22 protein-coding genes are annotated in these 24202 nt (G+C 74.3%); 12 read left to right on the top strand and 10 right to left on the bottom strand.

Features of this window, described 5'->3' with window-relative positions; translation table 11 throughout:
* Window positions 1-10: 10 nt before the first annotated feature.
* The 4 genes from ABZ881_RS22630 (at window position 11) to ABZ881_RS22615 (ending at window position 5040) form a co-directional block, all read left to right on the top strand.
* Complete coding sequence (locus ABZ881_RS22630) at window positions 11-1582, top strand: ABC transporter substrate-binding protein (protein WP_358487433.1); 1572 nt, start codon at window positions 11-13, stop codon at window positions 1580-1582.
* Window positions 1583-1610: 28 nt separating this feature from the next.
* Complete coding sequence (locus ABZ881_RS22625; protein WP_358487510.1) at window positions 1611-2495, top strand: SDR family NAD(P)-dependent oxidoreductase; 885 nt, start codon at window positions 1611-1613, stop codon at window positions 2493-2495.
* A 197-nt stretch (window positions 2496-2692) separates the two neighbouring features.
* Window positions 2693-4216 carry an ABC transporter substrate-binding protein gene (locus ABZ881_RS22620; RefSeq protein WP_358487430.1) on the top strand — a complete coding sequence of 508 codons (1524 nt, stop codon included), beginning with the start codon at window positions 2693-2695 and terminating at the stop codon, window positions 4214-4216.
* Window positions 4213-5040, top strand: a complete 828-nt coding sequence (locus ABZ881_RS22615) for a mycofactocin-coupled SDR family oxidoreductase (protein ID WP_358487428.1) — start codon at window positions 4213-4215, stop codon at window positions 5038-5040. Before ABZ881_RS22620 ends, ABZ881_RS22615 begins: the two co-directional genes overlap by 4 nt.
* Window positions 5041-5120: 80 nt before the next feature.
* On the opposite strand, the gene ABZ881_RS22610 is transcribed toward ABZ881_RS22615, so the two are convergent.
* A complete protein-coding gene (locus ABZ881_RS22610; protein ID WP_358487426.1) occupies window positions 5121-6044 on the bottom strand; it encodes a hydroxymethylglutaryl-CoA lyase in 924 nt (307 codons plus the stop codon).
* Window positions 6041-7273 carry a CoA transferase gene (locus tag ABZ881_RS22605; protein WP_358487423.1) on the bottom strand — a complete coding sequence of 411 codons (1233 nt, stop codon included), beginning with the start codon at window positions 7271-7273 and terminating at the stop codon, window positions 6041-6043. Before ABZ881_RS22605 ends, ABZ881_RS22610 begins: the two co-directional genes overlap by 4 nt.
* A gap of 116 nt (window positions 7274-7389) precedes the next feature.
* On the opposite strand from ABZ881_RS22605, the gene ABZ881_RS22600 reads away from it, so the two are divergent.
* Window positions 7390-8346 (top strand): pseudouridine synthase, encoded by a 957-nt coding sequence (locus tag ABZ881_RS22600; RefSeq protein WP_358487421.1) that lies wholly within the window; start codon window positions 7390-7392, stop codon window positions 8344-8346.
* 117 nt (window positions 8347-8463) lie between these two features.
* On the opposite strand, the gene ABZ881_RS22595 is transcribed toward ABZ881_RS22600, so the two are convergent.
* Together ABZ881_RS22595 and ABZ881_RS22590 are read right to left on the bottom strand one after the other, a co-directional pair.
* Window positions 8464-10545, bottom strand: a complete 2082-nt coding sequence (locus tag ABZ881_RS22595; protein WP_358487418.1) for a hypothetical protein — start codon at window positions 10543-10545, stop codon at window positions 8464-8466.
* Between the two features lie 299 nt (window positions 10546-10844).
* On the bottom strand, window positions 10845-11465 hold the full coding sequence (locus ABZ881_RS22590) for an L-threonylcarbamoyladenylate synthase (RefSeq protein ID WP_344025414.1): 621 nt from the start codon (window positions 11463-11465) through the stop codon (window positions 10845-10847).
* A gap of 98 nt (window positions 11466-11563) precedes the next feature.
* Here ABZ881_RS22590 and ABZ881_RS22585 point away from each other — a divergent pair, with 98 nt between their 5' ends.
* From ABZ881_RS22585 to ABZ881_RS22570, 4 genes are all read left to right on the top strand, one after another.
* Entirely contained in the window at window positions 11564-12220 is a 657-nt protein-coding gene (locus ABZ881_RS22585) for an N-acyl homoserine lactonase family protein (RefSeq protein ID WP_358487416.1), read from the top strand.
* A 13-nt stretch (window positions 12221-12233) separates the two neighbouring features.
* Window positions 12234-12674 (top strand): zinc ribbon domain-containing protein, encoded by a 441-nt coding sequence (locus ABZ881_RS22580; RefSeq protein ID WP_358487414.1) that lies wholly within the window; start codon window positions 12234-12236, stop codon window positions 12672-12674.
* 73 nt (window positions 12675-12747) lie between these two features.
* Entirely contained in the window at window positions 12748-13749 is a 1002-nt protein-coding gene (locus ABZ881_RS22575; protein ID WP_358487412.1) for an acetamidase/formamidase family protein, read from the top strand.
* Between the two features lie 19 nt (window positions 13750-13768).
* Window positions 13769-14524: an SDR family oxidoreductase gene (locus ABZ881_RS22570; protein WP_358487509.1), complete on the top strand. Its 756-nt coding sequence runs from the start codon at window positions 13769-13771 to the stop codon at window positions 14522-14524.
* 9 nt (window positions 14525-14533) lie between these two features.
* On the opposite strand, the gene ABZ881_RS22565 is transcribed toward ABZ881_RS22570, so the two are convergent.
* The 4 genes from ABZ881_RS22565 to ABZ881_RS22550 all read right to left on the bottom strand — a co-directional run bounded on the left by ABZ881_RS22565 (window position 14534) and on the right by ABZ881_RS22550 (window position 17958).
* The gene (locus ABZ881_RS22565) at window positions 14534-14674 is read right to left on the bottom strand and encodes a hypothetical protein (protein WP_358487410.1); all 141 of its coding nucleotides are present in this window, start codon (window positions 14672-14674) and stop codon (window positions 14534-14536) included.
* Window positions 14675-15474: 800 nt separating this feature from the next.
* Entirely contained in the window at window positions 15475-16530 is a 1056-nt protein-coding gene (locus ABZ881_RS22560; RefSeq protein ID WP_358487408.1) for a class I SAM-dependent methyltransferase, read from the bottom strand.
* Between the two features lie 117 nt (window positions 16531-16647).
* Complete coding sequence (locus ABZ881_RS22555; RefSeq protein WP_358487406.1) at window positions 16648-16875, bottom strand: DUF397 domain-containing protein; 228 nt, start codon at window positions 16873-16875, stop codon at window positions 16648-16650.
* Window positions 16876-17064: 189 nt separating this feature from the next.
* Window positions 17065-17958, bottom strand: coding sequence for a helix-turn-helix transcriptional regulator (locus ABZ881_RS22550; RefSeq protein WP_344025440.1), 894 nt, complete (start codon window positions 17956-17958; stop codon window positions 17065-17067).
* A gap of 254 nt (window positions 17959-18212) precedes the next feature.
* Here ABZ881_RS22550 and ABZ881_RS22545 point away from each other — a divergent pair, with 254 nt between their 5' ends.
* The 3 genes from ABZ881_RS22545 (at window position 18213) to ABZ881_RS22535 (ending at window position 21735) form a co-directional block, all read left to right on the top strand.
* A complete protein-coding gene (locus ABZ881_RS22545) occupies window positions 18213-19031 on the top strand; it encodes an SAM-dependent methyltransferase (RefSeq protein WP_358487403.1) in 819 nt (272 codons plus the stop codon).
* 68 nt (window positions 19032-19099) lie between these two features.
* The gene (locus tag ABZ881_RS22540) at window positions 19100-20245 is read left to right on the top strand and encodes a serine hydrolase domain-containing protein (protein WP_358487401.1); all 1146 of its coding nucleotides are present in this window, start codon (window positions 19100-19102) and stop codon (window positions 20243-20245) included.
* A gap of 191 nt (window positions 20246-20436) precedes the next feature.
* Window positions 20437-21735 carry an FAD-dependent oxidoreductase gene (locus ABZ881_RS22535; RefSeq protein WP_358487399.1) on the top strand — a complete coding sequence of 433 codons (1299 nt, stop codon included), beginning with the start codon at window positions 20437-20439 and terminating at the stop codon, window positions 21733-21735.
* 2 nt (window positions 21736-21737) lie between these two features.
* On the opposite strand, the gene ABZ881_RS22530 is transcribed toward ABZ881_RS22535, so the two are convergent.
* Together ABZ881_RS22530 and ABZ881_RS22525 are read right to left on the bottom strand one after the other, a co-directional pair.
* Window positions 21738-22793, bottom strand: coding sequence for a sugar kinase (locus tag ABZ881_RS22530; RefSeq protein WP_358487396.1), 1056 nt, complete (start codon window positions 22791-22793; stop codon window positions 21738-21740).
* Window positions 22793-24166 (bottom strand): MFS transporter, encoded by a 1374-nt coding sequence (locus ABZ881_RS22525; RefSeq protein WP_358487394.1) that lies wholly within the window; start codon window positions 24164-24166, stop codon window positions 22793-22795. Before ABZ881_RS22525 ends, ABZ881_RS22530 begins: the two co-directional genes overlap by 1 nt.
* Window positions 24167-24202: the final 36 nt, after the last annotated feature.

The raw sequence follows: 24202 nt of genomic DNA, 5'->3' as shown, positions 1-24202 counted from the left end.
TGGAGGTCACGTGAGAGAGCACCGAAACCACCCACGTCCGAGGTCCGGCCGACGGGGCACCGTCGGCCGCGCGCTCGGCCTGCTCACCGTGTCCGCGCTGATCCTCGCGGGCTGCGGTGGCGGCGGGGACGGCGCCGGGACCGACGGCGGCGAGCACGACCCAGCGGCCGTCTTCAAGTACGCGGTCCCCGGAATGCCCACCTCGTTCGATCCCCGGCAGGCCGCACCGCTGGACCCGGTCTTCCTGGACGTGGTCTACGAGAGCCTCATCGGCCGCACCCCGGCGGGTGACATCGAACCGGGCCTGGCCACCGAGTGGGAGCTGTCCGACGACAACCGGGTCCTCGATCTCACCCTGCGCGAAGGGGTCACCTTCACCGACGGCGCGCCGTTCGACTCGGCAGCGGTGGTCGCCTCGCTCGAGGCGTTCCGGGAGTCGGGTGCGCAGAAGACGGTGCTCGCACCGCTGCAGGCGGTCGAGGCGACCGGCCCGAACTCGGTCCGGCTGACCTTCGACGCGCCCTCCGGCTACATGGTCAACGCCCTGGCCGGCGAGGCGGGCATCGTCGTCTCGCCGCAGGCGATCGACGATCCGGACCTGGGTACGAAGCCGGTCGGCACCGGCCCGTTCGCCCTCACCGGGCTGCAGCAGGGCAAGATCACGTTCACCAGGAACGAGGACTACTGGAACGTCGCCGAGACCTCGATCGCCGGCATCGAGATGCTGGTGTTCTCCGACGAACCGACCCGGCTCCGCTCGGTGGTCTCCGGGGAGACCGACGGCACCACGATCTCGGCCGGCCAGATCCGGGAGGCGGAGGCGAACGGGCTCAGCGTGGTCAAGGCCCCGAACAGCACGCTGAACGGGATCCTCCTCAACACCGGCCAGCCCGAGTTCGCCGAGCCCAAGGTCCGCGAGGCGCTCATCTACGCCATCGACCGTGAGGCGGTCAACGACAGCCTGTTCGCGGGCGAGTGCACCCCGAGCGTGCAGCCGTTCGGCCCGGGCTTCTGGGCGAACGTGCCCGAGCTGAACGACATCTCCCGATTCCACGATCCGGCCCGGTCGAAGGCGCTGCTGGCCGAGGCCGGCTACCCGGACGGCGTCCCGATCGAGCTCGCACACGGCCCGAACACGACGTACCAGAACCTGTCGCAGGCGCTGCAGGCCCAGCTCTCCGAGGCCGGGTTCCGCGCCGAGGTCCGGCCGCTGGAGTTCAGCCAGATGGTCGAGGCCCGGCGGACCGGCAACTTCAGCGCGACCGTGTCGCTGCTGCAGGCCGGACGGCCGGACAGCAGCCAGTTCGCCGTGGACTTCTACATGCCGGGCGGCACCTACAACCCGGGGAACTTCACGCTGCCGGGCCTGGACGCCCTGCTCGCCGAGTCCCGGGCGTCCGACGACACCGCGGAGCGTGAGGGACCGACCCGGGAGCTGTTCCGCGAGGTCTTCGAGGCAGGCCCGCCGGTGATCCCGGTGTGCAACGTCATCTGGGTCGCCGCCTTCCGCGACGGCGTCACCGGCTTCGAGGTGCCGACGTACGGAGACTACGACTTCGCCTCCGTCAAGATCGCCGGCTGACCGGGAACGGGAGCAACGGATGCAGAACATCGATCTCGGTGAACGGGTCGCGGTGGTCACCGGCTCCGGCCGCGGCCTCGGCCGGGCCTACGCCGAGGCGCTGGCGGCCGCGGGTGCCGCGGTGGTGGTCAACGACCTGGACGCCGACTGCGCCGAGGAGACCGTCGCCGCGATCACCGGGGCGGGTGGCCGGGCCGTCGCACACGTCGGCCCGGTCGGCCCGACCGCGACCGCCGACGAGCTCGTGGACCGGGCGGTGAGCGAGTTCGGCAGGCTGGACGTGATGTGCACCAACGCGGGTGCGCTGCGCGACCGGACCCTGCTCAAGCTCGGTGACGACGAGATGGACATGGTGCTGGACAGCCACATCCGCGGCACCATCACCTGCGGGCGCGCGGCCGGCCGGCAGTTCAGGGAGCAGGGTGACGGTGGCCGGCTGATCCTCATCGGCTCACCGGCCGGTCAGCTCGGCAGTTTCGGGCAGACCGCATACGCCGCGTCCAAGGCGGCGATCATCGGCCTGGTCCGGGTCTGGTCGGTGGAGCTGGCCAGGATCGAGGTCACGGTGAACGCCGTCATCCCGAAGGCGCTCACCAGGATGGCGGCCACGATCCCGGCGCTGGCCGAGGTCGTCGAGCAGGTCGAGGCCGGAGGTCCGGTTCCCGAGCACCTGCGGCACAACGGAACCGGCACGGTCTCCGACGTCGCACCGCTCGTGGTGTACCTGAGCGCGGCGGAGTCGGCGAAGGTCACCGGGCAGTACTTCGGGTTCGGCGGCGACCGGTTCTCGGTCTGGGCGCACCCGTCCGAGGCGTTCGTGACCCACCGGACCGGCGGCTGGTCGGCCGACCAGCTCGCCGAGGACTTCGCCGGTTTCACCGACCACCTGCGGTCCCACCTGCCGGCCGACTGACCGCCGCCGAGCGCGCACGTACCCCGGGTCCGGCCCAGCCGGACCCGGGGTACCGGCATGCCCGCCCGATCTCCGGGACCGGACACCGGATATCGGATATCGGACTCTTCCCTGCGTATCCCGCCACCGATACTATCTACATAGTGGACTAGCTGTCCAATTATAGGACAACTGAGAGATCTCAAGGGAGAGACTCCATGGCCCGTCGACTTCATGTCGCGCTCGCGGGTGTGACCGCCCTGATCCTGCTCACCGGTTGCGGCACCGCAGCGGGCGACGATGACAGCCCGAAGGTCTTCCGGGTCGGTTTCGGCGGTGATCCGATCACGATGCATCCGCACCTCAGCGCACCCGCGTACAACATCTTCCTGACCCCGGTGTTCGAGACCCTGGTCAAGTCCACCCCCGACGGCGGGCACGAACCCGCGCTCGCCACCGAGTGGGCCCTCGCCGAGGACGGCCGGAGCCTCGCCCTCACGCTGCGCTCCGACGTGACCTTCCAGGACGGGACGCCGTTCGACGCCGAGGCGGTGCGCGCCAACCTCGAGGCCGCTGCTCGCCCCGGCACCCTCACCGCCAGGAGCCTGACCACGGTGGAGGGCGTCGACGTCGTCGACGACGACCAGGTGGTCCTGCGGCTCAACGCGCCGGGCGGTCACCTCGTCGGCGTGCTGGCGAGCGAGGCCGGAATGATGATCAGCCCGGCGCAGCTGAACGGCGACGAGACCGCCCGCAACCCGATCGGGACCGGGCCCTTCCAGCTGACCGAGCTCACCCGTGGCCGGACCGTCTACACCCGGTGGGACGCCCACCGCGACGCCGGTTCGACCGAGCTGGCCGGCATCGAGATCCACGGTTTCCCCGACGACACCGCCCGGTTGAACGCCCTGCGATCCGGACAGCTGGACGCGAGCTTCATCTTCCCGTCCCAGATCGAGCAGGCCGAGCAGGCCGGCATGCGCACGACCGTCGCCGAACGCACCGTCTTCCACTCGATGCTGCTCAACACCGGCCGCTCGGAGTTCGGCGATCCGCGGGTGCGACTCGCGATCGGACTGGCGCTGGACCGGGCCACGATGGCCCAGACCCTCTACGACGGCAACTGCCGGCCCACCGGCCAGCCCTACCCGGAGGCGCACTGGGCGCACTCGCCGGAGGCCGGACAGCCCGAGTACGACCCGGACCGGGCCAGGGCACTGCTCGCCGAGGCCGGGCTGCCGGACGGGTTCACCTTCACCCTGGCCATCTCGAACATCACCACCTACCAGCGCCTCGGCGAGGCGATCCAGGGCGAGCTGGCCCGGATCGGGATCACCGTGAACCTCGACATCATGGACAACCCGTCGTTGACCGCACTGCGCCAGAGCGGCAACTTCGACGCCGTCGGCGGGCAGTACGAGTCCGGCCGGCCCGATCCCACGACCTTCCTGACCGACTTCTACCTCCCCGACGGGACCTTCAACCCGGGCGACTTCGCGACGCCGGGCGGGGCGGAGCTGGTGGATCTCGCCCGTCGCTCCACCGACACCGCGGAGCGCGCCGACCCGGTGCAGCAGGTCGTCGCCGACGCCGCCGAGCTCGGCGCGCCGGTGGTCCCGGTCTGCTTCCCCGGCTCCATCGAGGCGGACGCACCGCACGTCACGCAGGGGGTGACCGTCTCGATCGTGGGCGATCACGACTTCTCGACCGTGCGGATGGACTCAGGGGGTACCGGACGGTGAACGGACGGATCGCGGGCCGCGTCGCGCTCGTCACCGGCGCGGCCCGCGGCCAGGGCCGCAGCCATGCCGTGCGGCTGGCGCAGGAGGGTGCCGCCGTGATCGCGGTGGACATCTGCCGGCAGATCGACTCGGTGCCCTACCTGCTCGCCACCTCCACCGACCTGGAACGGACCGCCGAGGAGGTCCGGGCGGTGGGCGGCCGGGTCGTGACGGTCGAGGCCGACGTCCGCGATCCGGTCGCGCTCCGGGCCGCGGTCGGCACCGGTGTCGAGCGGCTGGGCAGGCTGGACATCGTCTGCGCGAACGCCGGCATCCTGAGCTTCGGCGGGGCCGACGAGCTGGAACCCGCCGCCTGGCGGGACATGATCGACGTCAATCTGACGGGCGCGTGGAACACCGCGCAGGCCGCGATACCGCATCTGGGCGACGGCGGTACCGGGTCGATCGTGCTGACCAGCTCGGCCGCCGGGGTGCGGGCCCGGCCGAACCTGGCGCACTACGTCACGGCGAAGCACGGCCTGACCGGGATGATGCGCAGCCTCGCGGTGGAGCTCGCGCCCAGGATGATCCGGGTGAACTGCGTGCTCCCCACCGGCGTCGACACCGACATGGTCACCAACCCGGCCATGTGCGCCCTGTTCCGGCCGGACCTGCCCGACCCGGGGCCGGACGACATCCGGGACCGGTGCCGGGAGATGAACGCGATGCCGGTGCCCTGGGTGGAGGCCCGCGACGTCAGCAACGCGGTGCTGTTCCTGGCCTCCGACGAGGCCCGCTTCGTCACCGGTGCGTTGCTCCCCGTCGATGCCGGAGCGACCCTGTAGCCGCTCCGGTACAGCCCGGGTACCACCGTGGGCAGGCGTCGATGACGGGTGACTCGACCGCTCGCCGGGACGGTACCGGCTCAGGATCGCGGACCCGCGGTCCACGCGAACCTCACCGCCGGTGAACGCACCCCCTGCGCGGCGCGGGACCGGTTGGGCTCTTCCAGCGTGTCGAGCAGGTCCTCCCCCTCGGTGACCAGCCCGGCCAGCACCGCCGGCGTCAGCCAGCCCGGGCGCAGGGCGAACAGCAGGTCCTCGGTGGCGGTGTTCCCGCTGGCCCCGGGCGCGAACGGGCAGCCGCCCAGCCCGCCGAGCGCGCCGTCGAGCAGCGTCGCCCCGGAGCCTACGGCGGCCAGCGCGTTCGCCACGCCCTGCCCCCAGGTGTCGTGACCGTGGAAGCCGATCCGGCGGCCGTCGGCGAGCCCGGCGACCCGCTGCACCAACGCGCCCACCTCGGACGGCACGGCCTGGCCGAGCGTGTCGCAGACGATCACGTCGCAGGAGCCGGCGGTCCGCGGGTCGGCGACGATCGCGGCGACCCGGTCCGGCTCGACCGGGCCGTCGAACGGGCAGCTGAACGCGGTCGCCAGGCACAGCTGGATCCGGCCGCCGGCGTCGAGCGCGAACCGCACGGCGTCCGGCATGGCGGCCAGCGACACCTCGGTGTCCCGGCCGATGTTGGCGTTGTTGTGCGCGTCGGAGACCGAGAAGCAGTACTGGACGTTCCGGGCCCCGGCGGCGACGGCCTTCTGCACGTGCCGCGGCGTCGCGACCCACACCCAGCAGCGGTCGAGTTCCTCGGGGGTGAGCGCGGCGACCACCTCGAGCGTGTCGGCCAGCGGCGGCACCAGGTCGCCGCGGGCCAGCGACCCGATCTCCAGCTCCGGCACGCCCGCCGCGAGCAGCGCCCGGACCAGCTCGACCTTGCGGCCGGTGGGCAGCGGCTTCCCGGTGAGCTGCAGGCCGTCGCGCAGGGTCACGTCGCGCAGCACGGCCCCGGTCACGACGCCTCCCCGGCGGCCGCCCGGATCGTCTCGGCCGGGTAGCCGAGCAGGCCGCCGAGCACGTCGTCGGTGTCGGCACCCAGGTCGGGCCCGACGTGGCGGACCGGCACCGAGCGGCCGTCCAGCACCGGGACGACGCCGGGGAACCCGACCCGGGCGGGGGCCTCGCCACCGGTGTCGACGTCGAAGTACTGGACCATGTCCCGGGCCCTGAACTGCTCGTCGGCGACGATGTCGGCGGCCGAGTAGATCGGCCCGGCGGGCACCCCGGCCTCCTCCAGCTCGGCCAGCACCCGGTCCCGCGGCGCCGACCGGGTCCACTCCTCGATCGCGCCGTCCAGCTCGTCACGGCGCGCCCAGCGACCGGCGTTCGACGCCAGGTCGGGCGCCTCGGCGAGGTCCGGCCGGCCGATCACCCGCATGAACCGGCCGTAGATGGAGTCGCTGTTCCCGGCGATGACGACGCTGCCGCCGTCGCCGCAGACGTAGGCGTTGGACGGGGCGATGCCCTCCATCCGGCCGCCGACCCGGCGCCGCTGCACGCCGTAGGCGAGATGGTCGGGCACCAGCGACTCCATCATCGAGAAGACGGCCTCGTTGAGGGCGACGTCCATCGACCGCCGGTTCAGCGGCGGCCGGTCACTGCTGGACTCCCGCTGGTAGAGCCCCATCACCGCGGAGAACGCGCCGTAGAGGCCGGCGATCGAGTCGCCGATCGACACCCCGGTGCGCGACGGCGGCCGGTCCGCCTCCCCCACCAGCGCGCGCAGTCCGCCCATCGCCTCGGCGACGGCGGCGAACCCGGGCCGGGCGGCGAGCGGGCCGGTCTGGCCGAACGCGGAGATCCGGACCAGCACGACGTCCGGGTTGACGGCGTCCAGCTCGGCCGGCCCGAGACCCCACTTCTCCAGCGTGCCCGGCCGGAAGTTCTCCAGGACGACGTCGGACCGGGCGGCCAGGTCCAGCACCGCCTGCCGGCCCGCGTCGCTGCGCAGGTCCAGGGTGATCGACCGCTTGCTGCGGTTCAGCGTCCGGTACAGCATCGAGGTGTCCCCGGCGTAGAGCCGCCAGTTCCGCAGCTCGTCACCGGTCCGGGGGCGCTCGACCTTGATCACGTCGGCGCCGAAGTCGGCGAGCAGCCGGCCCGCGGTCGGCGCCGCGATGTAGTTGCCCAGCTCCAGCACGCGGACACCGGACAGCGGTAGTCCGTCCGCGGTCACGTCGGACACGGTTCCTCCTCGAACGACAGTCGACCCACATCATGAATTACGCCCCACGATGCGAGCAAGCCTTGCCGGGCTCCCCCGGGAGCAGACCACAGCGGCGCGACGTAGGCTCCGGAGCCGTGAGATCCCGCTCCGGCCGGCGGCGCGCCGCGCGGGAGGTGTCGCCGCTGCCTGCCCGCGACGGCCTCGATCCGGCGCGGCTGCGCACCCCGCCCGCCGGGACGTGGCCGACGATGCGCGCGCACCTCGTCGCGCGGCTGCCGCGCGTCGATCCGGCGGCGATCGACGCGAAACTGGCCGCCGGGGAGATCGTGACCGCCGCCGGGCCGTTGCGCCCGGATTCGCCGTTCACCCCGTCGACGACGCTGTGGCTGCACCGCGAGGTGCCCGACGAGGCGCCGGTGCCGTTCCCGCTGGAGGTGCTGCACGCCGACGACGACCTGGTCGTCGTCGACAAGCCGCACTTCCTGGCGACCATCCCGCGCGGCAGCCACGTCCGGCAGACGGTGCTGGTGCGGCTGCGCCACGAGCTGGGCCTGCCCGAGCTCAGCCCGGCGCACCGGCTGGACCGGGCCACCGCCGGGGTGCTCCTGCTGGTGGTGCGGCCCGAGCTGCGCGGCGCCTACCAGACCCTGTTCGCCACCGGCCGGGTCACCAAGACCTACGAGGCGCTCGCGCCGCACGATCCGCAGCTGGAGCTGCCGCGCACCGTGGTCTCCCGGATCGTGAAGCGGCGCGGGGTGTTCGCGGCCGTCACCGAGCCGGGCGAGCCGAACGCCGAGACCCGCATCGAACACGACGGGCACCGCGACGGCGTCGCCCGGTACCGGCTGTTCCCGCGCACCGGGCGGACCCACCAGCTGCGGGTGCACCTCGCCGGGCTCGGCGTGCCGATCCTCGGCGACGACGTGTACCCCGAGCTGCGCCGGCGCGCCGACGGCGACTTCACCCGCCCGCTGCAGCTGCTCTCCCGTTCGCTGGAGTTCGACGACCCGCTCGCCGGACGGCGGCGGCGCTTCGTCAGCCGCCGCGCCCTGCAGGCCTGGGACGATCCGGCCGGGTGGGCCGGGGGGTGACCTCCGCGCCCGCCGCGGCGCCTCCGCCCACGCAAACCCGCCGGCATCCCGCACCGAGCCCCGGCCGGGCCACGCGGATCCCACACCGACGCGAGCCGGCGGGACGCAGGGCAGAGATCAGCCGACGTTGCGCCCGCCGTCGCCGTTGAGGCGATGCCCACCACCGTGCCCGTTGAGGGCGGCGCCGTTCACCGGGGGTGCAGGCGGCGGGTCCTCGGCGGCGCGGTGCCGCCCTTCCCGCAGGCCGCGCTGGTAGCTCGCCAGCCGGCTCCGGACACGGTCGGGCTGCCGTTCCCGCGATCCGCTCGGCTGGGCGCCGTTCGGCGTGTCCCGCCACGACGGCGGCACCATGGCCTGCCCGGGCAGCCGCTGCGGGAGCCCCTGGGCGGTGGTCGGGAGATCGACCACCCGGTCGGCGCGGATGCGCGCGGCGTCGAACTCGGTGTCCCCGGGGGTGCGCCAGTTGCCCGACGTCGCGGAGCCGCTCGACTGCCCGTCGGTTCCCGCGGGTGCGCCGGGCTCCCGGAACCAGGCCGAGGCGACCGCCGCGAAGATCGGCGTGTCGTCGACGTCGTCCACGGCCACCGGAACCTCCGAATCGAACGGACCGAACAGCTCCACCGGCGGGGTGCCCTCCGCAGCGGTGAGAGGTAGTGCCTCTGTGACGGGTGGATCGTCCGGGCCGTCCGGGCCCGGCGGCCGGGCGCCGTTGAGCGGCCCGGCGGGCGGTGGTCCCTGCGGCGGGGGCCCCTGCGGCGGGGGCCCCTGCGGCGGTGCGCCCTGGGGCGGCCCGGCCGGAGGGGGCGGGACCGTGCCGAAGGCGATGCCGGCGCGGGCGGCGTCCGCGCGCGCGGCCTCGACCTGCGGATCGGGCTGCGGGCCCGGCCGGGACGGCGCGTTCTGCGGGGCCGGACCACTCTGCTGGGACAGCGCGCCCTGCGGCAACGGCCCGTTCTGCTGGAACGGGGCGTTCTGCTGCGACGGGCCGTTCTGCTGCGACAGGGCGTCCACCTGCTCGGCGGGCTGCCGGACCGGCCACTGCGCCCCGGACCCGTTGCGCTGGTCCGGGGCACCGAACGGGGTGGCCGCGGCGATCCCGGGCGGCCGCGGCGGCGCCCCGTGCTGCGGCAGGTCCCCCGCGGGCACGCCGCGCTGCGGCAGATCACCGCCGGACGGGGGCCGCGGCAGATCACCCTCCGGGCCACCACGGTGCTCGACGGCGGGCGGGCCGGACCGGACCGGATCGGTCCCGGCCGGGTCCCCGGGCCGGGGGGCCGTGCTCGCGGCCGAGAGCGGCGGCCAGCTCGGCACCTGCTCCTCGGCCGGGGCCGGGCGCGGCTCCTGCTGCTGCGGCGGCCACGGTGTCTCGCCGGCCGCCGACGGTGAGTGGTGCAGCGCCGCGGTCGGCCCGGCCTCCTGCTCGCGGGCCGGCTCGGGCTGCTCGCCCTGCGGCCCGCCGTGCACCACCGACGACGGCAGGTGCAGGACCGCGATCGGCGACACGCCGGTGGTCCCGGCGGGCCCGCGTACGCCGAGCCGGGCGCCGATCGTGCGGGCCAGCCGGGCGGCGACGTGCAGACCGATCTCCTGCGGCGCGACCGGGCCGCCCGGGGTGGCCGTGGTCAGCGCCCGGTCCAGCTCGTCGATCGGGGTGAGGTGGCGCGGCGGCTGCGCGCACTGCAGCTCGACGACCAGGCCGCCGTCGGGACCCCAGCGGCTGTGCAGCTCGAGCCGCTCCCCCGGCGGCGTCGATCCGGCGGCGTGCGCGAGCAGCTCGGCGAGGATCTGGCCGAGGACGGTCTCCGCGGCGGCGTCCAGCGCGATGCTGGGGGTGGGCGGGACGACGGTGCGCGACGCGGCCTCGCTCGACGCGACCACCGCGTTCAGCGCCTGCCCGAGCGGGGTCGGCGGCGCCGCGAGCCGGGGGCCGCGCGGGGACCCGGCCAGGACGAGGATGTGGTCACCGTCGCGGGCGCCGCGCCGGGCGGCGGCGGCCAGCTCCGCAAGGTCGGCGAGCGCGCCGGGGCGCAGCTCGCCGCTGCGCAGCCGTTCGGTCAGGAGCTGCTGGCGCTCGGACCGGGCCCGCAGCCGGTGTGCGATCGCGGCCAGCACCGCGTCGCCCCCGGCGCCCTCACCCGGCCCGCCCGGTGGATCCTGCCCCGGACCGGACCGGCTGTACGGCGGGTCGTCTCGCGCCACGCGATCGTCCTCCGAACGGCTGGTACGACGCCCGGTTCCGGACGTCGCGCACCCGGCCCGCTGCGGGATCGGGCCGGGAACGGTCGATCACGAAGACTACTCAACGGTTGCGCTTTCGCCCGCCCCGATGCGGTGGGCGGTGGACCGCGGAGGGGCGGGCGGCGCGGGCCCGGCCACCCACCGGCCCGTCCACCCGGTCCCCCTCGACCGGCGGACCTTCCGCAGCGCCGGGCCGCGTGGCCCGGGCCGCGCCCTCGTCGCGCCGTCACCGCTCCCGGCCGGCCGTCACCCGTCCGGCGTCACTCGAAGCGTGACGGGTCCCCGGCGCCGGTGCGGACGATCTCCGGCTCGTCGCCGGACAGGTCCACCACGGTCGTCGGCTCGGTGCCGCAGTCGCCGGAGTCGATGACCGCGTCGACCTGGTTCTCCAGCTCCTCCTTGATCTCCCAGCCCTGCGTCATCGGCTCGTCGTGCCCGGGCAGCAGCAGGGTGGACGACAGCAGCGGCTCGCCGAGGCGTTCCAGCAGCGCCTGCGTGGTGGCGTGGTCGGGGATCCGCACGCCGACGGTCTTCTTCTTCGGGTGCAGCAGCCGCCGCGGCACCTCCTTGGTGGCGGGCAGGATGAACGTGTAGCTGCCCGGGGTGGACGCCTTCACCGCCCGGAAGACCCGGTTGGAGATCTGCACGAACTGGCCGAGCTGCGCGAAGTCGGCGCAGACCAGCGTGAAGTGGTGCTTGTCGTCGAGCTTGCGGATCTGCCGGATGCGGTCGAGTCCCTCCCGATTGCCCAGCGAGCAGCCGAGGGCGAAGCACGAGTCGGTCGGGTACGCGATGAGCCCGCCGTCACGGACCACGTCCACGATCTGACCGATGCTGCGGGGTTGCGGATTCTGCGGGTGCACGTCGTAGTACCTCGCCATCCGGGCAGCCTGCCACGGCCGCCTCCGGTTGTCGCGCACGTCAGGCGTGCGCCAGGGCGCATGTGTCCGACCCGGCCCGCTGCTCGACGAGGAGAGCGATGTCCGACACGACCGGAGACAAGATCAAGGTCACGATCCTGCCGACCGGTACGATGCACGCCGACCTGACCTGGCTGCTGATCGACCCGTCCCGGATGGCGACGCACCAGCAGCCGGCGAAGCAGCGTGACTGGGTGGAGGTACCCACCCACGTCGTCCACGTCGAGCATCCGAACGGCCAGAAGCTCATGTGGGACGCCGGTGTCCCGCGGGACTGGGAGACCCGCTGGGCGCCGTCCGGGCTGGGCCAGTTCTTCCCGGTCGACGCCGCCAGCGAGGACGACTGGCTGGACTCGCGGTTGCGGCAGCTGAAGCTCGAGCCGACCCTCGAGCTGGACACGATCTCGGCCGACACCGAGCTGATGCCCGGCGTCACGCTGCTCCGCACGCCCGGCCACACCTGGGGCACGATGAGCCTGCAGGTCGATCTCGCCGACTCCGGGACGATGATCTTCGCCTCGGACTCGCTGTACCTCAAGGAGTCCTACGGCCCGCCGCCGATCGCGGCCGGGATCGTCTACGACACGGTCGCCTGGTTCGAATCGGTCGACAAGATCCGCGCCATCCAGGAGCGGACCGGCGCGACGGTGGTGTTCGGGCACGACGCGAACCAGATCAGGGAGCTGCGCACCGGCCCCGGGAACCACTACACCTGAGGGGGCCGCCACCATGCCCGTCTACGACTACGCCTGCGGCTGCGGCACCCGCTTCGAGATGATGGTCCCGTCCTGGTCGTCGCCCGACCCGGACTGCCCGGCCTGCGGTGCGGCGACCGCGCGCCGGCCGCCGTCGCCCGCGATGCACGGGCGGGCCGCGCCACCACCGTCGATGGCCTCGGCCCCGCAGTCCTGGGAGGGCGTGGGCGACGGCGACCGGGACACGATCACGCACTGGCGGCGCACCGTCGAGGCCCGCCGCGAGTTCGAGTCGCGCCATCCCGAGCACCGCGAGCAGCGCGACGCGATCGCCGCGCACGAGGGCCGGTTCGAGCGCAGGCCGCTGACCTACCGGGAGCTCGCCGCGCGGGCGGCCACCGGTGGGGACGCCACCCGGGCGGCCGCGGAGGCGAGCCGGGACCGGCGGACCGGCGGCACGGCGGAGCCGACTTAGGGGCCCGGGCCGGCGGGCACGGTGCGCCCGGTCGCCGTTGCCGGGCGACGGCAGGCGGGACATGATCCCACCCATGCGCGTTGTCGAATACCGACCGGAACGGCACGAGTTCGCCTGGACGTTCGGCGGTGCCGCACCGGCCCGCCGGGTCGCCCCCGGGACCTGCCTGCGGCTGTGGACCGAGGACGCGTTCTCCGGCCGGATCACCTCGACCTCCGACCGGGCCACCGACGTGCTCGACATGACCGAGGTGAACCCGCAGACCGGGCCGTTCTTCGTGGAGGGCGCCGAGCCCGGCGACACGCTCGCCATCCACCTGGTGGACCTCACCCCGGCCCGGGACTGGGGCGCCTCCACCACGATCCCGCTGTTCGGCGCGCTCTCGACGACCGACCGGACGGCGCTGCTGCACGAACCGCTGCCCGAGCGCACCTGGATCTACCAGCTGGACCGGGCCGCCGGCACCGTGCTGTACGAGGCGACCAGCGTTGACCTGCGCCTGGAGCTGCCGTGCAATCCGATGCTCGGCACCGTCGGCGTCGCACCGCCCGGCCGGGAGGTGCGCAGCTCGCTGGTCCCCGACGTGTTCGGCGGCAACATGGACACCCCGGAGATGCGCGCCGGCGCCACCTGCTACCTGCAGGTCAACGTCGAGGGCGCGCTGTTCTCGGTCGGCGACGGGCACTACCGGCAGGGTGAGGGCGAGAGCTGCGGGACGGCCGTCGAGGGCGCGATGGACGTCGTGCTGATCGTCGAGCTGATCAAGAACGCGCCGGCCCCGGCCTGGCCGCGGATCGAGACCGACAGCCACTACGTGGTGGTCGGGTCGTCCCGGCCGCTGGAGGACGCCTGGCGGGCCAGCCAGGTCGGCATGATCGCCTGGCTGGGCGAGCTGTACGGCCTGGACCGGCTGGACGCCTACCAGCTGCTCACCCAGGCGGCGGAGTCGCCGCTGGCGAACGTCGTCGACACCAACTACAGCGCCGTCACCAAGATCTCCAAGGCGCTGCTCCCCGACGCCGCCGCCTACAACGGCGTGCACCGACACCTGCGCGAGCAGGCCCGCACCCTCTAGAAGGAGCTCCCCTGTGGACATGTTGCTGACCGACCGGGTCGTCCTGGTCACCGGCGGCTCGCGCGGCATCGGCCGGGCGGTCGTCGACGCGCTGGCCGCCGAGGGCGCCCGGGTGGCGTTCTGCGCCCGTGACGCCGACGGCTGTTCGGCCGCCGAGCAGGAGCTGCGGGCCGGCTCGGCGGAGGTCACCGGGACTGCGGTGGACGTCGCCGACGGTGACGCGCTCACCGCCTGGGTGGAGGCGACCGCGCAGCGGTACGGCCGGATCGACGCCGTCGTGGCGAACGTCAGTGCGCTCGCCATCGGCCCGGGCGAGGCGAACTGGCGGTCAAGCTTCGAGATCGACCTGCTGCACACCGTGCGGCTGGTCGAGGCGGCGCTGCCGCACCTGGAGCGCAGCGACGCCGCGTCGGTCACCGCGGTGTCCTCGGTGTCCGGCCGGGAGATCGACTTCGCGGACGGCTCGTACGGCGTGATGAAGGCCGCCCTGGTGCACTACGTGTCCGGGCTGGCGTTCGACCTGGCGCCGAAGGGGATCCGGGCCAACGCGGTCTCCCCCGGCAACGTCTACTTCCCGGGCGGGGTGTGGGAGAGCGTCGAGCAGGGCAATCCCGAGCTGTTCGCGCACGCGATGGGCCTGAACCCGACCGGCCGGATGGGCACCCCGGAGGAGACCGCGTACGCCGTCGTCGCACTGGTCAGCCCGCGGGCGAGCCGGATCAGCGGGACCAACCTGGTGGTCGACGGCGCCCTCACCCGGGGCGTCCAGCTCTGACCCACCCGGTCAGGCCGCGGCGGCCGCCGGCTCCAGCGGCGGCTGGGCGATCCGCGGGCCTCGGGCGTCCGGGCCCATCCGCTGGGCCCGGTGCACCACGAACGGGTGCACCAGGTAGACGTCCCCGGCCGCACCGGTCGCGGCGACCATCGGCCGGTGCCCGGTCGCCGGGACCGCCTCCCCGCAGAACGACAGCCACTCCGCGCCGTCCTCCCCGTACCGGGCGAGCAGCGGCGCGACGTCATGCTGCGAGCCCGCCCGGAGCAGCGTCGGTGCGTCGTCGGGCCGGCGTCGGTGTAGAGGAACAGCATCAGCAGCGCCCGCCCGCGCGATGCGGCCGAGAGCCGCGGGCCGCCGTCCCGCCCGGCGAACGATGCCTCGACGTGCCAGCCGTCGTCGCCGGGCTCGGCGTGGTGCGGGAACCGGATCGGGAGGGTGCCCATCCCCCGACGCGGCCGCCAGCGCCCGGGGCCGACCAGCTCGTCGTAGGCGGCGCGCAGGATCGGCGTCCCGGCGGACTCGGTGAACTCCGGTTGGGCCATCGCCTCGATCCGCACCACCGGGCCGGGCCAGGTGCCGGGATCGTCCAGCTCGATCCCCCGGCCGCGCAGCTCGACGCCGAGCAGCTCCCGGCATCGAGCGGCCAGCTCTGGTGCGAACGCTCCCGGCAGGTGGAGGTACCCGACCTCGCAGGACACCATCGATCGCGCCCCGGATGGTGCCCTGGTGGCCGGGTTCTGGACCACCGGGTTTCCGCCCGCTCGAACCGGGGCGGGCGCCTGCTGCCGGAACGCGTAGTGCAGGGCACCGGCGCCCTGCGCGATCCAGGCGTCGAAACCGGCCTGCGTGCGCGGGATGGAACTGGGTCGGCGAGCCCGGTCGTCCGAGCGCCCGCGACGAACCACGGTCCAGAGGTCGGTCCGATGACCGGAATGCCCGGGAGACCCACGTCACGCCCGCTCGGCCACCACAGTCATCGTCAGCGAGTGGCCGACGCCGAGGCCGGGCCCCGCCTCCCGCTCCAGATCCAGCAGGGTGTGCGCGAGCCGGGCCGCCGCGGCGTCGTCGAGCGCGCCCGCCCGGTCCGGCCGGCCTGCCAGCAGCCGGTTCCAGCGGGTGGCGAACCGGCCGAGCCAGGCCAGCACGTCGGCCGGGGCCCCGTCGGTCGCCGGGGTGAACCGCAGGTCCGCCGGGCGCACCCGGCCCGGGTCGCGCAGGAGGTCGTTGACCAGGGTCCGGAACCGCGGCACCTGCGGGTGGAACGTGCCGGTGGCGGTGTGCCGCCCGACCAGCACCGAGCGGTCGACGGCGGTCCGGGCGACGATCCGGGCGCCGCTGCCCTCCCGGGCGGCGTCGACCACCGCGTCGAGCGCGGGCCGCGAGTAGAAGGTCATCGGCTCCGAGATCGCGTCGCCTCCGCCGGCGAAGAAGCTCATCGCGTAGTCCCAGCGTTCGCGGTCCCAGCGCGGCCGCCACTCCACCGAGTAGCGGCCCAGCACGTCGACGATCACGGCGGCCCGGCGGCCGCGCGCCGCGACCGCGGTCAGCACCGAGCGCAGGGCCACGACCAGCTCGTCGCGGGTGAGGTGCGAGTACGGGACACCGCAGGACAGGTACAGGTCGAAGACGCCGTCCGGCAGCCGGTCGCGCACGTCACCCAGCACGAACGACGCCGACGGCGAGACCACCGTCGCCCGCGCCGTCCGCACCATCTCCGGATCGACGTCCAGGCCGACGTAGGTCAGGCGCTCCGGCGCGACCAGCGGCGGGGCGTCCGGCGCGGAACGGGTGAGCAGCGCGTACCCGTCGGCCGTCCCCGAGCCGACGTCGAGCACCGACACCGGACCGTCCCCGGTGCGGCCGAGCGCCGCGAGCGCGGCGGCGATCACCCGCCGGGTCACCGGCTCCTCGGAGAGGATCTTCACCGGGTCCCGCCGGGACGGGGACAGGTAGTGGGCGCTGGCCCCGCGGTAGGACGGGGCCGGGGCCTGTTCCGAACGGCTCACCGTTCTTTCCTACACCGGGCGGCGCCGGTTGATCACCGGTGTGGCGGGCGTCGCGCTGCCCGGTGGCTCACCGCGGGCGGCCGGGGTCGGGCCGGCCGCCCGCGGGAGGAACAGGGATCAGGCGAGATCGTCGAGCTCGCCGTTCTTGATCGAGGTCAGGAGATCGCCGATGCCGGACGTGGAGAACGCCAGGACCGTGCCGTGCGGATCGCGGGAGTTGCGGACCGCGATCCCCTCGCCGGTGACCGCGAGCTCCACGCAGTTGCCCTGCTGGCCACTGCGGGTGCTCTTGCGCCAGGTCAGCTCGTCGATCGTCGCGGGGTCGCTCAGGTGCATCTGGTTCATGCGAACGCTCACCTCATCTGCACATGCATTGTCGCGTGCATCGACGGTAGCAGCCGGGCCGGGGCGGCACCGCCCGTCGGCGCCCGGCGGTCACCCGGCCGCGCCCGGCTGCAGATCGCCGGTCGGGCCACCGCGCGCCGCCGTCCGGCCGCCGGTGCTGCGGCCGCCGATCGCCCGGCCGGCGTCCGGTCAGCCGTCGGCGAGCAGCTTCACCAGCGCCTGCCCGGTCTCGTCCGGGCTCAGCGCGTCGACGGTGAGCCGGTCCATCGAGCGCCCGTAGCGCTCCACGTCGGCCCGTTTGTCCAGGTACGACGCGCCGGTCATCTCCTCCAGGTAGACCAGGTCGGGCAGCTCGGGCTCGGCGAACCGCAGCATCGTGAACGCGTGCTCGGCGGCGTAGCCGGACAGGCTCCGCGGCAGCAGCTGGACGATCACGTTCGGCAGTGCGGACAGGTCCAGCAGGTGCTCGATCTGCTCCCGGTACACCGCGGGCCCGCCGACCGGACGCAGCAGCACCGCCTCGTCGAGCACCACCCAGAAGGTCGGGGCGTCCTTGCGGTGCAGCACCTTCTGCCTGCGCAGCCGGACCTCGACCCGCTTCTCCACCTCGGCCAGCCGGTCCGGCGGAAGCTCGGCGTGGCCGCCGCTCACCACGGCGCGGCAGTACGCCTCGGTCTGCAGCAGGCCCGGCACGAACATCAGCTCGTAGGTCAGGATCCGGGACGCCGAGGACTCCAGCCCGACGAAGCCCTCGAACCAGCCGGGGACCACGTCGTTGTAGCGGGCCCACCAGCCGCTGCCCTTGCTCTCCCCCGCCATCGCGAGCACGTGCTCGCGCTCGGGGCCGTCGGCGACGCCGTAGAGGGTGAGCAGGTCCAGCACGTCGCGCTGCTTGAACCCGACCTTGCCCGCCTCGAGCCTGCTCAGCTTCGAGTCCGAGCCGCGAATCGCGTACGCCGCGTCGGCCCGCCGGATCCCGGCCCGCTCCCGCAGCCGGCGCAGGTGGGAGCCGAGCACGATCCGCTGCGCCGTCGGGCCGCGGTCGGCGCCGGGCGGCGTCGGGCTGTTCGGGCTCGCGACCACCGGGGGCGTGCTCCTCTGGATCCGGACGGGGGTCCCGACGCCACCGGCACCGCCCGGCGCACCGGCTCGTCAGGGGGTACGGGCCGGGCACCGGTGCCCGGCTCAGGCGTTCGGGCGATCCAGCCTACACAGCCGGTGTTCGAACCGCGGCGCAACCGTCCTGCTCAGCCACCCCCGGGGTCCGCTACGGTGGACCGAACAGGTGACGCCGGTCACTCCGTACGTCCGCGCCGAGCGCAGTGAGGACACCGCAGATGGTCCAGCCGGCCGAGGGTCGAGCTCCCACCTACATCGACACCACCCGGGCCAGCATCGCCCGCGTCTACGACTACGCACTCGGTGGCAAGGACAACTACGAGGTCGACCGGGCGATCATCGACCGGATCCGGGCGGTCGCCCCGGAGATCGGCCGGATCGCGCTGGACAACCGGGCGTTCCTGATCCGGGCCGCCCGCTTCGTCGCCACCCAGACCCCGGTCACCCAGTTCCTCGACTGCGGCTCCGGCCTGCCGACCGCGGAGAACACCCACCAGGTCGTCCAGCGGCTGCGGCCCGAGGCCAGGGTGGTCTACGTCGACAACGACCCGACGGTCGTCGCGCACGGCCGGGCGCTGCTGGAGGACAACGACGGCACCCGCTTCATCGACGCCGACCTGCGCGACCCGGGCGCGGTCCTCGACGACCCGACGGTGCAGGAATTCCTCGATCTCGACCGGCCGGTGGCGCTGCTCCAGGTCGCCACCCTGCACCATGTCGCCGAGCGGACCGCCGAGATCATGGCCGGCTACCTCGACCGGCTCCCGGCCGGGAGCGTCGTGGTGCTCTCGCACTTCTTCGACCCGGAGAACGACGACAGCGCGCTGGCCCGCCGGATCGAGGACCTCCTGCTGCACAGCCCGATGGGCAGCGGCCACTTTCGCACGCGGCCGCAGATCGAGGCCCTCTTCACCGGTGTGGAGCTGGTCGAGCCGGGCATCGTGACGTGTCACCGGTGGTGGCCGGACGGCCCTCAGCTCACCCCGGAGGACGCCGTGCAGCGCTGCGTCGTCGGGGGCGTCGGCATCAAGCCGTAGCCCGGCCGATGAGTTCCGGCGGCCGGTCGGGTCGGAACCGGTGAGACCGTCCGACAGCGGGAGGCACCGTGCGCACCGATCTCGACCGCAGCGCGTCCGGCGATGTGGCACGGACGCTGCAGGATGCCGTCACCGGCGGCCGGACACCCGGTCTGCTCGCCGCCGTCGACCGGCCGCGGGCGGGCACCGAGGTGCACGTCCTCGGTGACGACGGCGCCGGGCGGCCGCTGCGCCGGGACACCATCGTCCGGATCGCCTCGATCACCAAGCCGGTCGTCGCCGTTGCAGCGCTCGGCCTGGTCGAGGACGGAGCGCTCGATCTCGATGCCCCGGTCGCGACCTGGCTGCCCGAGCTGGCCCGTCCCAGGGTGCTGCGGCACGAGGCCGCGGAGCTGGACGACACCGTTCCGGCCCGGCGCGGGATCACCCTCGCCGACCTGCTGTCCTACCGCAGCGGGATCGGGATGCTGCCCCGGTTCACCGCCGATCTGCCGGTGCAGAGGGCCTACGCCGACGCCCGGCTCGGCAGCGACGGCCCGCCCGGCCGCTACCGGCCCCCGCCGCCGGACGAGTGGATGCGCAGGCTCGCCGCGATCCCGCTGATCGCCCAGCCCGGCGAGCGCTGGGCCTACCAGACCAGCGGGGACCTGCTCGGTGTGCTGCTCGCGCGGGTCTGCGGCCGGTCCCTCCCCGACCTGCTCCGGGACCGGGTGTTCGCCCCGCTCGGCATGCACGACACCGGCTTCCACGTGTCCGCGGAGCAGCTGGACAGGTTCGTCCCGCAGCTCGCCGCGGACCCGGCCGGCGGGTTCACCGTCGTCGACCCGGTGCGCGGCGCGTGGGCCGCGCCGCCGCCGTTCCCGTCCGGCGCGGCCGGGCTCGTCTCCACCCTCGACGACCTGCTGGCCTTCGCCCGGGCACTGCGTGACGGCGGCCGGCCGCTGCTCTCCCCCGGCGGGGTCGCCGAGCTGACCACCGACCGGCTCACCGACGCGCAGCGGGCCGACGCCACGATGTTCCTCGACGGCGCCGGTTGGGGGTTGGGCCTCTGCGTCGAGCCGGACGGGCGCTACGGATGGGACGGCGGGCTCGGCACCGGCTGGCGGTCGGACCCGCGGACCGGGGTGATCAGCCTGCTGCTCACCCAGGTGCTGTGGACCGGGCCGGACGGCCCCGCCCAGCTGCACGGGTTCCGGGCCGCGGCGCACGCCTGATCCCGTGGCACCGGGGGCGACACCGCCGCCCCCGGTGCCCCGTCACGCCGCCCCACCGCGCCCCGGCTCCCCCACCGCACCCCAGGCCTACGCCGCACCGGCTCCAGCGGGTGTGACGTCGGGGCCGGGAACGGCGGGCCCCCGCCGGCGTCCGGGGCTACAGTCGGCGCAGGCCGATTCGAGGTGACGCGATGGAGCGGACGACCTGCTGCGTGGTCGGGGGCGGCCCCGCCGGGATGGTGCTCGGGCTGCTGCTCGCCCGGGCCGGGATCCGGGTGACCGTCCTGGAGAAGCATGCCGACTTCCTGCGCGACTTCCGCGGCGACACGGTGCACCCGTCGACCCTCGACCTGCTCGACGACCTGGGGCTGGGCGAGCGGGTCGCGGCCCTGCCGCAGTGCCGGATCACCGAGGTCGCCCTGCCCACCCCGGGCGGCGGCCCGCCGCAGGTCGTCGGCGACCTGGCCCGGCTGGCCCGGCTCGGCGTGCGGCATCCCTACATCGCGATGATGCCGCAGTGGGACCTGCTGGACCTGCTCGCCGACGCGGCCCGCGCCGAGCCGTCGTTCACGCTCCGGACCAGCACTGCGGCGACCGGCGCGCTGCGCGAGAACGGCCGGGTCACCGGCGTCCGGTACCGGACCGCGGACGGCGCGTCGGGGATCCTCCGGGCCGAGCTGACGGTGGCCTGCGACGGCAGGCACTCGCTGCTGCGGTCCGGGTCCGGTCTGGCGGTACGCGAGTTCGGGGTCCCGTTCGACGCCTGGTGGTTCCGGCTGCCGCGCCGGCCCGACGAGACCGGCGCGATGCTCACGCCCCGGCTCGGCACGGGCCGGTTCGCCGTCGTCATCCCGCGCGAGGGCTACCTGCAGATCGCCTACCTCGGCCGGAAGGGTTCCGACGCGGCGCTGCGCGCCCGCGGGATCGAGGCGTTCCGGGCCGACGTCGCCGAGCTGATCCCGGACTGTGCCGACCGGGTCGGCGCGATCGGCTCGATGGACGACGTGAAGCATCTCGACGTGCGGCTGAACCGGCTGCGCCGCTGGCACGTCGACGGCCTGCTGTTCATCGGCGACGCCGCGCACGCGATGTCCCCGATCGGCGGGGTCGGGATCAACCTCGCCGTGCAGGACGCGGTCGCCGCCGCCAGGCTGCTCGCCCCGGCACTGCGGCGGGGCAGCGTGCCCGGCGCCGAGCTCGCGCGGGTCCGGCGCCGGCGGCTGCTGCCGACCGTGCTGGTCCAGGGCGTGCAACGGATCATGCACCGGCTGGTCGCCGCTCCCGCACTCGACGGCACGCTGACCGCCCCGCCGGCAGCGGTGCTCGGCCTGATGCGCCGGGTGCCGGCCCTGCGGATCGTCCCGGCCTACCTGGTCGGCGTCGGCCCCCTCCCGGAGCGGGCCCCCGCCTTCGCCCGACGTCCGGTCCGCACCCCGTCGCCCCGGTCCGCACCCGCTGCGACGGGTGCGGACGACGGCGACGGGGTGTGAGCTCAGCGGCTCACGTCGGGTCCGGTCATCGCGGCCAGGTCGCTCCGGTCGGGGAGCGCCTCCCAGTCCCCGGGGACGGTGCACATCAGCGCGCCCGCGGCGACCGCGGTGCGCAGTCGGGCCGCCGGGTCGCGGCCGGCCAGCCGCTCGGCCAGGTAGGCGCCGACGAACGCGTCACCGGCGCCGACCGGGTCGACGACCTCCACCGGCACCGCGGGCTCGGACAGCACCGTCCAGCCGCCAGACGTGGCGCTGCCGCCCGCGGCCCCCGCAGTCCCCACAGCCCCCGCAGTCCCCACAGACCCCGCAGCTCTCACACCAGCCGACGCCCGGCCGTCCCGGACCAGTGCGAGCGCCCCGTCCGCCCCCAGCTTCACCACGACCTCGGACGGCCCGAGCCCGGCCAGCCCGCGGGCCAGCGTCTCCGGATCGGTCTCGGTGCTCCCGAGCACCAGGCGCGCCTCGTCGTCCCCGGCGAACAGCACGTCCGCCGAGGCGGCGAGGGTCCGCAGGGCGGGGGCGGCGTCGACGTCGGACCACAGCGCGCAGCGGTGGTTGACGTCGACCGACACCGTCGTCCCGGCCGCCCGGGCGACCGCGACGGCGTGCGCCGCGGCCGCCCCGGGGCCCGGCCCGAGCGCCGGTGAGATGCCGGTGACGTGCAGCAGCTCGGCGGCGGCGATCAGGTCGTCGTCGACGTCGGCGGCGACCAGCCGGGACCCGGCGGCGTGCGAGCGGTAGTACCAGACCTTGATCCGGCCGCCGGGCAGGCGCTCCTTGAGCATCAGCCCGGTCGGCGCGTCCGGGTCGCGGACGGCGTGCACGTCGATCCGCTCGGCGGTCAGCTCCCGGGCCACCCGGTCGCCGATCGCGTCGGCGCCGAGTCGGCCGGCCCACGCGGTCGGCACCCCGAGCCGGGACAGCGCGATCGCGACGTTGCTCTCCGCCCCGCCGATGCCCAGCGCCATCTCGCCGACGTGCGCGAGCCGGCCGACGGACGTGGCGGCGAGCAGGCCCATCGTCTCGCCGAGGCAGACGGCCCGTGGCGCCGTACCCATCAGGCGTCCACCCGGCCGCGGAGCGGGGCCCCGGCGTCGTGCGGGACAGTGAGATCACGGTCCAGGGTCTCCGGCGCCATCCAGGCGGCGACCAGGCTGACCAGCGCGATCAGCGACATGTAGAGCGCGACCGGGATCCAGGACCCGGTGAACGCGCTGAGCAGGGCGGCACAGATCAGCGGTGCGACGCCGCCGCCGAGCGCGGAGGAGAACTCCCGGCCCAGGGTGACCCCGGCGTAGCGGTAGCGGCTGCCGAACAGCTCCGGGAAGTAGCTCATCTGGACGCCGACGCCGCCGTTCACGGCGAGCACGAAGCCGATCACGATGGTCACCACGACGGCGACCGGATCACCGGTGTTCAGCGCGACGAACGCGGGCCAGGGAAGCAGCACGATCCCGGCCATGATCCCGACGTAGACGGGGCGCCGCCCGACCCGGTCGGACAGCGAGCCGAAGCCGAACGCGGCGAGGCCGCCGCAGATCGCACCGACCAGCAGCACCGGCGGCACGAACGACGAGTCCACGCCGACCTGCATCACCAGGTAGGACGCGATGAACACCTGGAAGGTGTAGGACTGCGCGCTGGTTCCGACGTTCATGAACAGCACCAGCAGCATCGGACGGCGGCCGTGCCGGAACACCTCGCCGGCCGGCTTGGCCGGCGCGACGTGGTTCTCCTTCAGCTCGGCGAACACCGGGCTCTCGTCGAGCTTGCGGCGGATCACCATCGCGACGACCGTGACGATCAGGCTGGACCCGAACACCAGCCGCCAGCCCCAGCTCATCAGCTGCTCCTCGGGCAGCTGCTGCACCGCGATCCAGACCACGGCGCCCAGCGCGGTGCCGAGCGCCGCGCCCACCATCACCAGCGAGGCGTACCGGCCGCGCCGGCCCCGGCCGACGGTCTCGGTGAGCAGGGTCGCCGCGCCTGCCTGTTCGGCCCCGGCGCCGAAGCCCTGGAAGAACCGGCACACCACCAGCAGCATCGGCGCGAACACGCCGATCATCTCGTAGGTGGGCAGCAGGCCGATCAGCAGCGTGGAGCCGCCCATCAGCAGCAGCGTCGCGACCAGGATCCACTTGCGGCCGAGCCGGTCGCCGTAGCGGGAGAAGAACAGCCCGCCCAGCGGCCGGGCCAGGAACCCGACCGCGTAGGCGGAGAAGCTGGCCAGGATGCCGACGGTCGGCGAGACGTTCGGGAAGAACAGCGTCGAGAACACCAGCGCCGATGCGGTGCCGTAGATGACGAAGTCGTACTGCTCGAGCGTGGTGCCGACCAGACCGGCCCAGGCCGCCTTGCGGGTCGCCTTCGGGTCGGCCGGCCGATCGGGATCCACTGTGGACGGGTTTGGTGCGGTTCCGCTGGTGTCCATGCGTCCTCGGATGGAGTCGGGCCCCGTGCGGGGCGG

Origin of the sequence: Pseudonocardia sp. NPDC046786 (assembly GCF_040645415.1) — a bacterium.
Lineage (GTDB): Bacteria > Actinomycetota > Actinomycetes > Mycobacteriales > Pseudonocardiaceae > Pseudonocardia > Pseudonocardia kongjuensis.
Note: the sequence above shows the minus strand (reverse complement) of the source record. Positions and strands in the feature narration are given on the sequence as shown.

Excerpts from the sequence above, each read along its gene's own strand:
- ABZ881_RS22620 (WP_358487430.1), top strand. The coding sequence starts at position 2,693 with ATGGCCCGTCGACTTCATGTCGCGCTCGCGGGTGTGACCGCCCTGATC.
- ABZ881_RS22590 (WP_344025414.1), bottom strand. The coding sequence starts at position 11,465 with ATGGCGAGGTACTACGACGTGCACCCGCAGAATCCGCAACCCCGCAGC.
- ABZ881_RS22585 (WP_358487416.1), top strand. The coding sequence starts at position 11,564 with ATGTCCGACACGACCGGAGACAAGATCAAGGTCACGATCCTGCCGACC.
- ABZ881_RS22580 (WP_358487414.1), top strand. The coding sequence starts at position 12,234 with ATGCCCGTCTACGACTACGCCTGCGGCTGCGGCACCCGCTTCGAGATG.
- ABZ881_RS22575 (WP_358487412.1), top strand. The coding sequence starts at position 12,748 with ATGCGCGTTGTCGAATACCGACCGGAACGGCACGAGTTCGCCTGGACG.
- ABZ881_RS22570 (WP_358487509.1), top strand. The coding sequence starts at position 13,769 with ATGTTGCTGACCGACCGGGTCGTCCTGGTCACCGGCGGCTCGCGCGGC.
- ABZ881_RS22565 (WP_358487410.1), bottom strand. The coding sequence starts at position 14,674 with ATGGTCGCCGCGACCGGTGCGGCCGGGGACGTCTACCTGGTGCACCCG.
- ABZ881_RS22555 (WP_358487406.1), bottom strand. The coding sequence starts at position 16,875 with ATGAACCAGATGCACCTGAGCGACCCCGCGACGATCGACGAGCTGACC.
- ABZ881_RS22545 (WP_358487403.1), top strand. The coding sequence starts at position 18,213 with ATGGTCCAGCCGGCCGAGGGTCGAGCTCCCACCTACATCGACACCACC.
- ABZ881_RS22535 (WP_358487399.1), top strand. The coding sequence starts at position 20,437 with ATGGAGCGGACGACCTGCTGCGTGGTCGGGGGCGGCCCCGCCGGGATG.
- ABZ881_RS22530 (WP_358487396.1), bottom strand. The coding sequence starts at position 22,793 with ATGGGTACGGCGCCACGGGCCGTCTGCCTCGGCGAGACGATGGGCCTG.
- ABZ881_RS22525 (WP_358487394.1), bottom strand. The coding sequence starts at position 24,166 with ATGGACACCAGCGGAACCGCACCAAACCCGTCCACAGTGGATCCCGAT.